The sequence below is a fragment of the Chryseobacterium urinae genome (assembly GCF_030518295.1).
GTDB lineage: Bacteria > Bacteroidota > Bacteroidia > Flavobacteriales > Weeksellaceae > Chryseobacterium > Chryseobacterium mucoviscidosis.
Genome location: NZ_JAULSJ010000024.1, coordinates 1 through 14,700, shown reverse-complemented (window position 1 = coordinate 14,700; position 14,700 = coordinate 1). Strand labels below are relative to the sequence as shown.

Genomic DNA, 14,700 nt, shown 5'->3' with positions numbered 1-14,700 from the left:
TGCCACCTGATTTTATGAGTAGATTCCTCCGTTAATATTGATGACTTCGCCTGTAATGTACGATGACTTTTTAGAGGCTAAAAATGCGACTAAATCTGCCACTTCTTCTGCTTCCCCGAATCGGTTTGCAGGAATCATTGCTTTTAATTCGTCTTCATTGAATTCCTGCGTCATGTCCGTTTTTATGAATCCAGGTGCAACAGCGTTTACGGTGATGTTTCTTTTCGCCACTTCCTGAGCCAGCGCTTTTGTAGCTCCTACCAAAGCTCCTTTCGCCGCCGAATAATTGGTCTGTCCTGCCGTTCCCTTTACTCCGGAAACAGAAACCATATTGATGATTCTGCCGTATTTATTGCGTAACAGTTTCTGGATAAAGAAATTCGTTACGTTGAAAAAACCGTTTAAACTGGTGTTAATCACCGCATTCCAGTCTTCAATTGGCATCCACATGAACAATCCGTCTCTTGTAATTCCGGCATTATTTACGATCACCTCAACAACGGATTTAGGATTATTTTCCTGCCATTCTGTTAAAACTTTTTGGGTTTCTTCGGCATTTCCTACATCAAATTTCAAAATTTCTCCGGTAGATCCCAATTCTTCAACTTTAGCCAGCGTTTCTTTAGCTGCTGCTTCGTTTGAAGTGTAGTTGATTAAGATATGGTAGTTTTTTTCTTCAGCCAGTTTTATACAGATTGCTCTTCCAATTCCTCTTGAGCCTCCTGTGACGATTGCACATTTCATGTGTTGTTATTATGTTTTATTTTTTTTGATTTTCTTTGTTAAGAAGTAAACTTAAACATTCATTCTCTTTAGCATTTATTGCCCCTTCCCACGCTATTGATCCTTTTCCTGCTGCTGTAAAATCATAAATACCTGGTTTAACTTCTAATGTTATAGCTAAAGGATCATAACAATTAGCTTGTGAAACAATTACACCTTTCAGAGTACCTAATAATTTTTTATTTAGCCAGACTTTTATATGTTCTGCTTTTTTTAAGTCTGACCAAAAACAAATATATGCAGATTCAAAAGGTTTTTCTACAAGATTTTGTTTTTCCAAATCATACATAAAATACAATTCTAACGTTTCTGACTTATCATCAAAACCAACTTCGATAACAGCTTTTGCATCTTTAATAGATGAAATAGTAACAAAAGCCAATGAATTTTTAATCCAATTGCCAACAACAAACTTTTTTATTTCATTATTCTGAATTAATACTTTTGCATCTGAACAAATATTATAATTGTTGGTTGCTTTTACTAAATGCCATCCGTCAATTATTCTGTCTGGAAAATGTTTTATAGCAGAAAAAGTATTCTTTAAAGTCTCAATTTTTCCATCAACTTTATTTTTTTTATCTATGATATTTCTAAATGAAGCTATTTCATTGGAAATTCCAGATAAATCAATGTTATTATTTATTGCAACATTACTATTTTGTTGGCTAAATAATTGATATCTAACACCTAAATTAGTTTGAGACATAAGCATAACATTCCAAAAAATAAAGAGAAAAAATAAAGATTTAGATTTCATAATATTTTGTCTTTAAATATTTCTTTACTTCTTCCAGATAAGGATACATCACCATATCATCAGAAAACGCAGGAATAATCTTTCTTATTTCATCGTACAATTCTTTAGTTGCCGATGAAATTTTATCCTGAAAACCAAGATATTCTATTGCCTGAACAATGGTAATGGCTTCAATTGTCAACACCTCGAATGCATTTTCGATTACTTTTCTGCAGATCACCGCTGCATTGGTTCCCATACTTACAATATCCTGATTATCATTATTGTTAGGTATACTGTGAACATACATCGGGTTTGATAACATCTGGCTTTCTGCCGTTGTAGAAGTTGCTGTAAACTGAACACCCTGCATTCCGAAATTGAATCCTAATTTACCTAAATTAACAAACGGAGGCAAAATTTCGTTGATTTTAGAATTCAGTAAATAATTCAATTGTCTTTCTGCCAACATTGTTAATTTGGTGACCACAATTTTCAGCTTATCCATTTCAAGGGAAATGTAATCGCCGTGGAAATTTCCGCCGTGGTAAACGTGCTGATCTTCAACATTAATGATCGGATTATCATTTGCTGAATTGATCTCGTTTTCCAATACTTTCTCAGTATATTCCAACGTATCCAGAACAGGTCCCAGAATCTGAGGAACACATCGTAAAGAATAATATTCCTGAACTTTTTCCTTGAAAACTTTTTCCTGCTCTTCAAAGTGAGTATATAAATGATCGGCTCTTTTTCTGATTAATTGACTGTCAGATAAGTGAGCGCGCATTTTTTCTGCAATTTTCTGCTGTCCTTCATGAAGTTTGGTTCCGTTCAGCACTTCTGATAAATGATCGTCGTACGCCTGAACAATTTCGTTGATCGCACAAGATAATTTGATTGAAATATCGGTTAACTGATTCGCTTTATGCGCATTAACGACTCCAATTCCGGACATCACGGATGTTCCGTTCATCAAAGCTAATCCTTCACGGATTTCTACCTGGATCGGCTGTAAGTTTTCAATTTCAAAAACTTCTTTTGTTGATTTTCTTTCTCCTTTATAGAAAACTTCTCCTTCCCCGATCAATACCAACGCAAGATGTGCCAACTGAACCAAATCTCCGCTTGCTCCAACGCCTCCGTGTTCAAAAATAAGCGGCGTAATATCCCTGTTTATTAATTCTTTAAGTAAATTTACTACAGAATGATGAACGCCCGATTTCCCTAATGATAAGGTATTCAGTCTTGCCAACATACAGGCTTTTGCTTCGTCTGCAGGAAGCGGATTCCCGATCCCCGAAGAATGACTTCTGATTAAGTTATACTGAAGTTGATGGGTGTCTTCATCGCTGATCTTGAACTGCGCCATGGGTCCGAAACCTGTGTTCACCCCATAAATTACTTTATTTTTTGAAAATTCTTTTAAAAACTGAAAACTTTCATCCACTCTGGCAAGAAGTGTTTCATCCAGTTCTATTTTCTCATTGTTGATGATGACTTTCTTAAAGTCGCTCAGTTCTAAAAAGTTATTTATTTTCATCAATTAAAAAGTAATAAGATAATTTTGTAATTATTAATTAATTGTCATTAATTTTGCGGCAAAGATAGAAGTTATTATTAAAATAAAAAATCAAAGATGAGTAAAGAATTTGTTGACGTTCTTGTAATCGGCGCAGGACCGTCCGGCTGCGTATCTTCTTCATATTTAAAGAAGAACAACGTCAACGTGAAAGTTGTTGAAAAAACGAAATTTCCGAGACTGGTTGTTGGAGAAAGCTTAATTCCGCGTGTGATGGATCATTTTGATGAAGCTGGACTATTTCCTGCTCTTGATAAAATGGGCTTTGAGAAGAAACTGGGAGCACGTTTTTTAAGAGGCAACGAGGTCTGTATTTTTGATTTCAGTAATAAATTCGGGGAAGGATGGGACTGGACATGGCAGGTTCCGAGAGCGGATTTTGATAATGTTTTAGCTCAGGAAGTCATTAATAAAGGAATTGATCTTGAATTCGAAACGGAAGTAATCGGCATTGAATTCAACGGAACAGATTCTGTAACGACTGTAAAAAATAAAGACGGCGGAATAAAAGAAATTCATGCCAAATTTGTGATCGATTCCAGCGGGTACGGAAGGGTTTTACCGAGACTTTTGGATTTAGAAAAACCTTCAAAGCTTTCTCCTCATTCTGCAATTTTTTCTCACGTAAAAGACATTAACCGGGAAGAAGGAACGGAAGGAACTCTGATTTCTTTTGATATTATCGAAACGGAAGTCTGGCTTTGGGTAATTCCTTTTTCTAACGGAAACACAAGTGTAGGAATTGTAGGACCAACCGATTTTATTGATAAACTCTCTGAAAACGGCGATACAACGGAAGCTTTGAGGAAAGCAATTTCCCTTTCGGATTATTATGTAAAACGTTTCGGGGATGTAGATTTTCTTTTTGAACCTCAACATCTGAAAGATTATTCGTGCTCAGTAAAAAAATTGTATGGTGACGGTTTTGCGCTTACAGGAAATGCTTCGGAATTCTTAGATCCGGTTTTCTCTTCAGGAATGGCTTTTGCCACAGAAGGCGGAATGACCGCAGCAAAATTAGCCTTACGGCAACTGAACGGCGAACAAGTAGACTGGCAAAAGGAATTTGCAGACTATATTTTATACGGAGTTGATGTTTTCACAACGTATGTAAAAGAATGGTACACCGGAAATCTTCAGGAATTATTTTTCCACCAGCCGGAAAATCCTGATGTGAAAAGAAAAATCTGTGCGGTTTTGGCGGGTTATGTCTGGAACAAGAAGAATACTTTTGTGAGAATTCATGATACGGCGATTAAAAATCTGGCAGAATTTATTAAAACAGAAAAGCAACAAGCATAAAAAAATCCGCTTCTGAAATATGAAGTGGTTTTGTATTATTTTTATTTTACCTGAGTTCGGGATAAGAAATAAATTTAAATAATTGATTTATAGCATTAGATTAATTTATCGCAAAGAAAAACAAAAAATTTTTCTACTTATTTAAAGTTTGCAAGCTAAACAAAGGCACTTCGTTTATTTAAAAAACACAAAAATGGTATTACTTTGATAAGTTTTACGCCTTTGTATATCTTAAAAGCTGAATCCTTGATAATTGAATCTCTTTGTTTATCATTGCGGTTAAGAAGACTTATCCCGACTCAGATTATTTAATCTTTTTTTCAATCATATGAGCCAAAGTCTTTGCTGTTTTGGCGTATCCTTCCGAAATTCTGTCATTATTATTTGGAAGTCCCACAAAGTTATCGCCGGGAGCATTCTTACTTTCGATTTCCAGTAAAACATGAGAAGGATTTTCTGTTTCTACAAATTTTAAAAGGGTACTCAGTTTTGAAGGCTGATTCATAATTCCTCCGAACCATCCCGGATAAATCCAGACAGTTTCTACAATGAGAGTATATTTTGCAGATGAATTGTTCACAGAAGTTTTAATATCCGTGTTTTTACTCATGGATGCTAAAAATTTGTCTACAAACTGAGTATTTTTAGAATATTCCCAGTCTTTCTTCCACTTTTCAAATTCCTCAGGACTTTTTCCTGCTTTTTGGATCGCTTTTTCCTGTTTGGCAATGTAGCCTGCCTCATCTATGTTTTCTTTATAAAATGTTATGTGGCTGTAATCCATCTTAAGGTTCAGTTCAGTCTGCCCTTTCAGGAAATCGAAATTTCCGGAAATCACTTTCATCTTTTGTGCATGTAGAACACAAGCTAAAAAAACCAGAAAGGATAGGAATGTTTTTTTCATCGTTTATTTAAATTTTAAGATCTATTTTTTGTTAACATAATGATCTACTTTTAACGCCAACATTTTAGACGTTTTTGCGTAGCATTCTGCAATTCGATCATTATTATTCGGAATACCAATCCCATTATCTCCGGTTGCTTTTATTCCTTCAACAACCATTAAAATATTCGTGGGATTGTCTGATTCTACAAAGGTCATTTTAGAATTCATTTCCGCAGGAATACTGCCAATTCCTCCAAAAACACCTTGAGAGATCCATTTCGGCTCAACAATTAGAGTGTATTTTGTTCTTTTGAAATCTGTAGATGCTTCAATTTTGGCATTCTTATTCCATGAAGCTAAAAACTTATCCTGAAAAGTTTTAGATTTTGAAAATTCCCAGTCATTTTTCCATTTTTCAGCTTCTTTTTTTCCTGCCCTCTTTTCAATCTCCTGCATTCTCTCATCGATATATTGTTCTTCGGTAATTTTCTTTTTAGCAAAAGTAACACCTTCAAATTTGAAAACAACTTTAATGAATTTTTGATCTTTTAAAAAGTTATAATCTCCAGTAATGACTTTTACTCTTTGTGCCATCAAGCATGACGAGAAAGCCAGTAAAAGTAGAAATATCGTTTTTTTCATGGTTGTTTTTATTTATTTTTTATCTTAAATCCACAAATGTGATCGGCTTTCTGCTGTTCGGGTTAAATACCGTTTTAGATAAAATATCAAAATCTATCAGTTCAATTTTCGGACTCACTCTTAATTTTGCTCTGAAATGATCTCTTACTTCATTTACAAAACTCTCGGAATCGCTGTCTGTGCTTATTTTAATGATAATTTCATCCAACCCGATTTCGTTTGACTGAATAACAATCTGATAACAGAGGATTTTATTGAAATCATTTAAAATATCGTTCATCGCAGGCGGATACAAGGTGGTTCCTTTGTATTTGATCATCTGCTGCTTTCTTCCGATGACAGGTCCGAGTCTCATTGTATTTCTTCCGCATTTACACGGCTCATAATGTGCTTTTACAATATCTCCTGTTTTAAATCTCAGCAACGGAATCGCTTCAACGCCCAAAGTAGTGATCGTTAATTCTCCGCTTTCGCCTTCTTTCGCGGGATTTCCTTCATCATCAAGAATTTCGGTGATAATTAATTCCGGATGGTGATGTCCGCCAATTTGTTCTTCACACTCTGTAAAAGCGGTGCTCATTTCCGTCGAAGCGTAGGTTGAGAAAAGTTTAATATTCCACTTTTCTTTAATTTTCTGTGAAAGAATATTATCCGTAAAATCCTGATTTTTGATGCTTTCCCCGATGCACACAGCTCCGTAAACACTGGAATTTTTATAATCTATCCCGTGTTTTTCGGCATAATCGATCATTTTTAGCAAAAAAGACGGAACGGTGATTAAATATTTCGGTTTGTATCTGAAAATGGAATCCCATTGAAGTTCGGGAATTCCCGGTCCCATTCTTACCACGCTCGCTCCCATTTTTCTAAGCCCTAAAAAGTAGGCAAGTCCCGCCATAAATCTTTTATCGATCGTGGTAATCATCTGTACCACATCTCCTTTTTTTATTCCGGCACAGGCAAAAGAAATGGCTTCGTTGTACGCTAATCTTTCAAGATCGTTATCTGACAATCCGAACGTTACGGGATCTCCCAACGTTCCGGATGTCGTGCTGTAATCTACAATTTTATCAGGATTGACACAGAAAAAATCATCGTTATATTGCTGAATATCGTTCTTCGTTGTGGTCGGAATTTTCTGCAGGTCTTCCAAAGTCTGAATATCAGCAATATGCATATGGTTTTCTTTGAATAATCTTTGATAAAATGGCGAATGAGTTTCAAGATAAACCAAAAGCTCCTGAAGCTTCTGCTCCTGAAACTTTTTTATTTCCTGAATGTCTGATCTTTCGATGAATGGATAGAATTCCAATGGTTTTTATTTTTTAAAAGACAAATTTATTAGTTTATTTTTTATTCCAGCAGATTTATTTTTCCCCAGATTTCCCAGATTTTCACTGATAATTTTGTGATAAACTTGCGTAATCTACTGAAATCTGCGAGAGAATATTTTAAGTTTTGATTAAAACCAAATTCAAGACGTTTATTGTTAAAGCGGGCTAAAGCCCGCTCCTATTGATCCGTCACTTTACAAAAAATCTGTGACATTTGTGAAAATATTAATGCTATTTGTGTTTAAAATATGCTCAATCATCTATGGAACTCCCTGAAATCTGTGGGACAAAATAATTCAAAAAAGGCAAATTTCACAATTTACAATTCACAAAAAATTAATCTTTTCATTTATTTTTCTGAAACAGAAGTTTTTAATAGGAAATATCAAAATAAAACATATATTATAAACCGACAAATTTTAGTAAATTTGCCAACTTAATTAATCAACGATATTGATATATTACAATGAGCCAATTTAAAGAGTACAAAAACCTCAACCTTATTGACGTAGCCGAGAACATCGCAGAATTCTGGAAACAGAATAAAACTTTCAATAAGAGTGTTGAGATTCGTGAGGGGCAACCTGAGTTTGTGTTTTATGAAGGTCCGCCTTCAGCAAACGGTATGCCCGGAATTCACCACGTAATGGCCAGAGCGTTGAAGGATATTTTCTGTCGTTATCAGACCCAGAACGGAAAGCAGGTTTTCCGTAAAGCGGGTTGGGATACGCACGGACTTCCGGTAGAACTTGGTGTGGAAAAAGAATTAGGAATCACTAAAGAAGATATTGGCAGAAAAATTTCAATTGAGGATTACAACAAAGCGTGTCGTGAAGCGGTAATGCGTTATACAGATGTATGGAATAACCTTACCGAGAAAATCGGATATTGGGTAGATCTTGATGATCCGTACATCACGTACAAATCAAAATACATGGAAACGGTTTGGTGGCTTCTGAAGCAATTGTACAACAAAGATCTGCTGTATAAAGGTTACACGATTCAGCCGTATTCTCCAAAAGCAGGAACAGGACTTTCTTCTGCGGAGTTAAATATGCCGGGAACGTATCATGATGTTTCGGACACTACGATTGTGACGCAGTTTAAAGTAAAAAAAGAATCTACCGATCTGTTTAATGATGTTGAAGGAGATGTAAACATTCTTGCATGGACGACAACACCTTGGACTTTACCTTCCAACACGGCTTTGGCTGTAGGAAGAGACATTGAATATGTTGTGGTTAAAACTTTTAATCAATATACTTTCCAGCCGGTAACTGTAGTTCTGGCAAGAGTTCTTCTGAATAAAAATTTCGGGAAAAAATATGCGGAAGGAACAGATGAAGATTTCGCAAACTATACTTCGGAGAGCAAGACCATTCCTTACCAGATTTTAAAAGAATTTACGGGAGAAAAATTAACAGGAACTCAATACGAGCAGTTGGTTCCATGGTTTACTCCAAACGACACTCCTGAAAAAGCTTTCAGAGTGATCTTGGGAGATTTTGTAACCACTGAAGACGGAACAGGTATTGTTCACATTGCGCCTACTTTTGGTGCAGATGATGCGAAAGCGGCAAAAGAAGCCGGAGTTCCGCCCATGTTGGTAAAAGATGAAAATGATAATCTTGTTCCGCTGGTAGATTTACAGGGAAGATTTATCAAAGGAGAGAATGTTCCTGAATTATTCTCAGGAAAATACATCAAGAACGAATATTACGATGAAGGAACTGCACCCGAAAAATCATGGGATGTAGAACTGGCAATTTTGCTGAAAACTGAAAATAAAGCCTTCAAAGTAGAAAAATATGTTCACAGCTACCCTCATTGCTGGAGAACAGACAAGCCTGTATTATACTATCCGTTGGATTCATGGTTTGTGAAAATGACGGCTGTAAAAGACCGTTTGGTAGATTTAAACAAAGAAATCAACTGGAAGCCGAAATCTACAGGAGAAGGACGTTTTGCGAACTGGCTTGAGAATGTAAACGACTGGAATCTTTCGCGTTCAAGATATTGGGGAATTCCTTTGCCAATCTGGAGAACAGAAGATCTGAAGGAAGAAAAGATTATCGGATCTGTAGAAGAATTATACAACGAGATTGAAAAATCTGTAGAAGCAGGATTGATGACTGAAAATCCGTTTAAGGATTTCATCATCGGAGATATGTCTGAAAATAATTATGCATCTGTGGATCTGCATAAAAACATTGTAGACAAAATCGTTCTGGTTTCAGATTCAGGAAAAGCAATGAAGCGTGAGAGCGATCTGATCGACGTTTGGTTCGATTCCGGTTCAATGCCTTATGCGCAGTTGCATTATCCTTTTGAAAACAAAGAATTAATTGATAATAATAAAGCGTTCCCTGCAGATTTCATTGCGGAAGGTGTTGACCAGACAAGAGGATGGTTCTATACGCTTCATGCAATCGGAACAGCGGTTTTTGATTCTGTTGCTTATAAAAATGTAATGAGTAACGGGCTTGTTTTGGACAAAAACGGGCTGAAAATGTCAAAATCCAAAGGAAATGCGGTAGATCCGTTTGAAACTTTAGCGGTTTACGGCCCGGATGCAACACGTTGGTACATGATTTCCAATGCGAATCCTTGGGAAAACCTGAAATTCGATATCGAAGGAATTGATGAAGTGAGAAGAAAATTCTTCGGAACGTTATACAACACCTATTCATTCTTTGCATTGTATGCGAATGTGGACGGATTTAATTATTCTGAAAAAGAAGTTGAGAACAGACCGGAAATCGACCGATGGATTCTCTCTGAGCTGAATTTGTTAATTAAAGAAGTTAAAGCATTCTACGAAGATTACGAACCGACAAGAGTAGCGAGAGCGATCAATACTTTTGTGAATGACAATTTATCTAACTGGTACGTAAGACTTTGCAGAAGACGTTTCTGGAAAGGAGATTATTCTGAAGATAAAATCTCAGCTTACCAGACTTTATATACTTGTCTTGAAACGGTTGCTAAATTATCTGCGCCAATCGCTCCGTTCTTTATGGATCAGTTGTATCAGGATTTAAATAAAGTAACCCGAAAAGAAACTGCGGAATCGATCCACTTAACGGATTTCCCTGTTGCTGATGAAAGTTTAATTGATGCAGATCTGGTTGAAAAAACACATTTAGCACAGACGATAACAAGTTTAGTGCTTTCCATCAGACGTGCAGAAAGTTTAAAAGTAAGACAACCTCTTCAAAGAGTGTTGATTCCTGTTTTGGATAAGAAAACGGAAGAGCAGATTTCCGCGGTTGCAGACTTAATTAAGCAGGAAGTAAACGTTAAAGAATTACAGTTAATTAATGCTGAAGAAGCGTCGCATTTAATTATAAAACAGATCAAACCGAACTTTAAAGCTTTAGGTCCAAAATTAGGAAAAGACATGAAAATGGTGGGTGGAGAAATTACCAATTTCACCGCAGAACAGATCTCCACTTTGGAAAAAGAAGGAAAAATTGATGTGCAGGGTTACGAAATTACACCGGAAGATGTGGAAATTTCCACAAAAGATATTCCGGGATGGACGGTAACTTCCGACGGAAAAACCACTGTGGCATTAGATTTGACGCTAACAGATGAATTAAAATCTGAAGGTATCGCAAGAGAATTCATCAACAGAGTTCAGAACCTGCGAAAAGAGAAAGATTTCGATTTGACGGACAGAATTACGATCTCTTTGGAAGAAAATGCTCCTTTCATTGATGACATCAAGAAAAATGAAGAATATATTTCATCCGAAGTCTTGTCAAATAAAATAGAAATTGTATCTTCACTTTCAAATTTTAACGAAATCGAAATAGATGAGGTTAATTTTAAGATAAATGTTGAAAAAAATTAACTTATAGTTATTGTTTTTCAAATTCCATTTCATAATTTTATTAAAAAAGAGAAACGAACATGTCAGACGAAAGAGTAAGATACAGTGATGCTGATTTACAAGAGTTTAAAGCAATCATTAAGGAAAAAATAGAAAAGGCTGAAAAGGATTTACAACTGATCAGAGAGAGCTTTATCAACGACCAGAATAACGGGACGGATGACACTTCCCCTACTTTCAAAGCATTTGAGGAAGGCGCTGAAACGTTGAGTAAAGAACAGAATTCTATTTTGGCCGGAAGACAGGAGAAATTCGTACGTGACCTGAAGAACGCTTTGATAAGAATTGAAAACAAAACTTACGGTGTGTGCAGAGTAACGGGTAAACTTATTCCGAAGGAAAGACTGTTGGCGGTTCCTCATGCTACGCTGAGCATCGAAGCGAAAAATATGCAGAAATAACCACAAGGTTAGCTACAATAAATTTGGGTTTATATCGTATTTCGAGGAATACTTTATAAACCTAATTTTTAATATCTACCCATGAGCGAATTATTAATTTTAGGAATTATCGTTGCCGTCGTATTGGCATTTTTCAACAGAGACCGGATTAAAAACAGGTTCTTTCCGGATGAAAAGCGCAATTATACGATTGACGATCAGTTTAATTCTGATAAACGGGAAAGGGAAAAAGAGATCGACCGTCTTCTGAGCAAGATGGGAAAAAACGGAGTGAATGATCTGTCGGCAAAAGACAGAAAAAGACTTGACGAATTGTCTAAAAAGTAAAATTTAAATTAAAAAAAATGGAATCCATAATAGTCCACACCAAAAACGCAATGGAGCTTACTGCCCTGAAAAGTGTTTTGAAAGAAATGAACATTAAGTTCGAAAAATTCCATACCAAGAATACCCATCACAACGAGAAAACGGTAAAGAAGATCGTTGACAAAAGAAACGAAAAGATAGGAAAACCTTACAAACCAAAAGGATTATAATGAAGAAGATAGCATTTGTAACCTTGCTTATTTTATTGATAGATCAGGCTTCAAAAATTTATGTAAAAACGCATTTTAATCTTGATGACAGTATTTCTGTACTTCCGGGGTTTAAATTAACGTTTGTAGAAAACCCGGGAATGGCTTACGGACTTCATTTCGGAGGCATTATCGGGAAATATTTTCTGGTTCTGGTAAGAATCATCCTGATCGGCGGAATGATCTATTTGTTTAAAAAATGGTTACAGAAAGGAGAATCCAATTATCTTCTGATTCCGATGGCAATGATTTTTGCCGGAGCAATAGGAAATCTTATCGACGGAATGTTCTACGGACTTATTTTTGACAGCGGAACAGTTTACGATGAGAGCATCAACAGATGGATCGGATACGGAGGAATTTCGAAATTCACCAGTTTCGGGGAAGGATATTCTACTTTCATGAAAGGCTGTGTAGTTGATATGCTGCATTTTCCGCTGGTAGACTGGAACGTTCCTGAAAGCTGGCCTTTAATCGGAGGAAAACATATAGAATTTTTTAAATATATTTTCAACGTAGCCGATTCGGCAATTACAGTGGGAGCTGCTTTATTATTGATTTTCAGAAAAAAAGCATTTCCGAACGGTCTGGAATTTTAAAAGAATATACTGTTGATGAAAAAATTAATTAAAAACATTTTTAAAATTTTCCTGCTTCTTTTTGTGGCAGGAATTATTTTTATTGCCTGGGCGAATTACAGCATTAAAAAAGACAGCGAAGCCTATATATCATACAATATCTCAGAGGTTCCGAATATGAAAACGGCATTGCTTCTGGGAACAGGAAAAACACTGAGCAACGGAAAACCGAATGCTTATTTTTATAACAGAATTCAGGCGGCAGCAGATCTTTATAAAAGCGGAAAGGTAAAATACATTATTGTAAGCGGTGATAACAGCCAGAAAAACTATAATGAACCTGAAGATATGCAAATGGCATTGATGGAATACGGAGTTCCAAAGGATAATATTTTTCTTGATTTTGCCGGTTTCAGAACACTGGATTCTGTTGTACGCGCGAAGGAGATTTTCGGGCAAAATCAATTAATTATTGTTTCACAGAAATTCCATAATGAAAGGGCGGTATTTTTAGCCCAACAAAACGGCATGGAAGCTTTCGGATACAATGCTTCCGACGTGAATAAATACGCAGGTCTGAAGACGAATCTGAGAGAATATCTGGCGAAAGCAAAAGCGTATCTGGATCTTCTTTTAGGAGTTGAACCGAAGTTTGGCGGGGATAAGATTTTGATTCCTTAATGTTTTTTTCTTGCAGATTTTTAACGCAAAGTTTTTAATTTGATAATAATTACTTTTCTAAGTGTGCAAAGAAGCATCAACAAGTTGATTTGATGAAGCTCCGTTTTCAAGCTTCGTGCAGCAAATTTATTTGCCTTTACCTTCTAAAAATAATAGCTTTTGAATAAAATCTTTGCGTTTAAATTTTCCAAACACAAAATAACACTAATGTTTTCACGAATACCACAAACAATAAAACATAAACATCTCTGTAAATTCATGGAATCTGAGGGAGAATTAATTAAATTTGCAGTTCATTAATTTTTAAATATAAATTTTAAACAATGTCAAGAATTCTTACCGGCATTCAAGCCACCGGAACACCACACTTGGGAAACTTGTTGGGTGCAATTATTCCTGCGATAGAATTATCGAAACAGGAAGGAAACGAATCATTTTTATTCATCGCGAATCTGCATTCCTTAACGCAGATTAAAGACGCGAAAGAACTGAAACAGAATACCTACGAGATTGCTGCGGCTTGGCTTGCTTGTGGATTAGATACCGAAAAAACATTTTTTTACAGACAGAGCGATATCCCTGAAACCTGTGAACTTTCTTGGCATTTATCATGTTTTTTTCCTTATCAGAGATTAACTTTAGCGCATTCATTCAAGGATAAAGCAGACCGTTTGCAGGATGTGAATGCAGGTTTGTTTACGTACCCTATTTTAATGGCTGCAGATATTTTATTATACGATGCGGAAATTGTTCCGGTAGGAAAAGACCAGCTTCAGCATTTGGAAATTGCGCGTGATGTCGCTTCCAGATTTAATAATCAGATGGGTGAAGTTTTTGTTTTGCCACAATCTGAGCTTCAGGAAAACACGAAATACGTTCCCGGAGTTGACGGACACAAGATGTCTAAATCGCGAGGAAACATCATCAATATTTTCCTGCCTGAAAAGGAACTGAAAAAGCAGGTAATGAGCATCGAATCAGATTCTAAAACTTTAGAAGAGCCTAAAGATCCGGAAACGGATAAAACTTTTGCCATCTATCAGTTAATTGCCACTCTGGAACAGACTGAGGAACTGAGAACGAAATATTTAGCAGGAAACTTTGGTTACGGTCATGCGAAAAAAGAACTTCTGGATCTTATTTTAACAAGATTTGAAAAAGAAAGAGAACTTTTTTCTTATTATATGAACAATCTTGATGAACTTGAAGCAAAACTTCAGGAAGGTGCAGCAAAAACGAGAGTGATTGCTACGGAAACGATGAAAAGAGTGAGAGAAAGTCTGGGAATTTAATGTTCTAAAC

The 14,700-nt window shown here is 36.0% G+C and carries 14 protein-coding genes; 8 read left to right on the top strand and 6 right to left on the bottom strand.

The features are described from left to right. Positions 1-12: 12 nt before the first annotated feature. From fabG to QWT87_RS14760, 3 genes are read right to left on the bottom strand one after another with little or no spacing between them, the layout of a single operon-like run. Positions 13-744: a 3-oxoacyl-ACP reductase FabG gene (gene fabG / locus QWT87_RS14770; protein ID WP_288459824.1), complete on the bottom strand. Its 732-nt coding sequence runs from the start codon at positions 742-744 to the stop codon at positions 13-15. A 16-nt stretch (positions 745-760) separates the two neighbouring features. After that, on the bottom strand, positions 761-1,543 hold the full coding sequence (locus QWT87_RS14765) for a hypothetical protein (protein ID WP_302716833.1): 783 nt from the start codon (positions 1,541-1,543) through the stop codon (positions 761-763). Further along, complete coding sequence (locus QWT87_RS14760; RefSeq protein ID WP_302716832.1) at positions 1,533-3,065, bottom strand: HAL/PAL/TAL family ammonia-lyase; 1,533 nt, start codon at positions 3,063-3,065, stop codon at positions 1,533-1,535. The genes QWT87_RS14765 and QWT87_RS14760 overlap by 11 nt, the downstream gene beginning before the upstream one ends. A 96-nt stretch (positions 3,066-3,161) precedes the next feature. Here QWT87_RS14760 and QWT87_RS14755 point away from each other — a divergent pair, with 96 nt between their 5' ends. After that, positions 3,162-4,406 (top strand): NAD(P)/FAD-dependent oxidoreductase, encoded by a 1,245-nt coding sequence (locus tag QWT87_RS14755; RefSeq protein ID WP_302716830.1) that lies wholly within the window; start codon positions 3,162-3,164, stop codon positions 4,404-4,406. A gap of 304 nt (positions 4,407-4,710) precedes the next feature. Here the strand turns inward: QWT87_RS14755 and QWT87_RS14750 are convergent, their stop codons facing one another. Genes QWT87_RS14750 through QWT87_RS14740 form a run of 3 tightly spaced genes read right to left on the bottom strand, consistent with a single transcriptional unit; the run spans position 4,711 to position 7,246 of the window. Next, a complete protein-coding gene (locus QWT87_RS14750; protein WP_302716828.1) occupies positions 4,711-5,310 on the bottom strand; it encodes a hypothetical protein in 600 nt (199 codons plus the stop codon). A gap of 21 nt (positions 5,311-5,331) precedes the next feature. Then, positions 5,332-5,934 carry a hypothetical protein gene (locus tag QWT87_RS14745; protein WP_302716827.1) on the bottom strand — a complete coding sequence of 201 codons (603 nt, stop codon included), beginning with the start codon at positions 5,932-5,934 and terminating at the stop codon, positions 5,332-5,334. Between the two features lie 19 nt (positions 5,935-5,953). Then, the gene (locus tag QWT87_RS14740) at positions 5,954-7,246 is read right to left on the bottom strand and encodes a phenylacetate--CoA ligase family protein (protein WP_302716826.1); all 1,293 of its coding nucleotides are present in this window, start codon (positions 7,244-7,246) and stop codon (positions 5,954-5,956) included. Positions 7,247-7,734: 488 nt separating this feature from the next. Between QWT87_RS14740 and ileS the strand changes: the two genes are divergently transcribed. The 7 genes from ileS to trpS all read left to right on the top strand — a co-directional run bounded on the left by ileS (position 7,735) and on the right by trpS (position 14,690). Further along, positions 7,735-11,124: an isoleucine--tRNA ligase gene (gene ileS / locus QWT87_RS14735; RefSeq protein ID WP_302716824.1), complete on the top strand. Its 3,390-nt coding sequence runs from the start codon at positions 7,735-7,737 to the stop codon at positions 11,122-11,124. A 59-nt stretch (positions 11,125-11,183) separates the two neighbouring features. Further along, a complete protein-coding gene (locus QWT87_RS14730) occupies positions 11,184-11,564 on the top strand; it encodes a TraR/DksA family transcriptional regulator (protein WP_002983772.1) in 381 nt (126 codons plus the stop codon). 81 nt (positions 11,565-11,645) lie between these two features. Next, complete coding sequence (locus tag QWT87_RS14725; protein ID WP_087708319.1) at positions 11,646-11,891, top strand: DUF6576 domain-containing protein; 246 nt, start codon at positions 11,646-11,648, stop codon at positions 11,889-11,891. Positions 11,892-11,908: 17 nt separating this feature from the next. Continuing rightward, positions 11,909-12,100: a DUF2683 family protein gene (locus QWT87_RS14720; RefSeq protein WP_076396253.1), complete on the top strand. Its 192-nt coding sequence runs from the start codon at positions 11,909-11,911 to the stop codon at positions 12,098-12,100. Beyond that, positions 12,100-12,738: a lipoprotein signal peptidase gene (locus QWT87_RS14715; RefSeq protein WP_235131598.1), complete on the top strand. Its 639-nt coding sequence runs from the start codon at positions 12,100-12,102 to the stop codon at positions 12,736-12,738. Before QWT87_RS14720 ends, QWT87_RS14715 begins: the two co-directional genes overlap by 1 nt. Positions 12,739-12,753: 15 nt before the next feature. Next, a complete protein-coding gene (locus QWT87_RS14710; protein WP_302716815.1) occupies positions 12,754-13,398 on the top strand; it encodes a SanA/YdcF family protein in 645 nt (214 codons plus the stop codon). A gap of 323 nt (positions 13,399-13,721) precedes the next feature. Continuing rightward, positions 13,722-14,690 (top strand): tryptophan--tRNA ligase, encoded by a 969-nt coding sequence (gene trpS, locus QWT87_RS14705; protein WP_302716813.1) that lies wholly within the window; start codon positions 13,722-13,724, stop codon positions 14,688-14,690. Positions 14,691-14,700 lie beyond the last annotated feature (10 nt).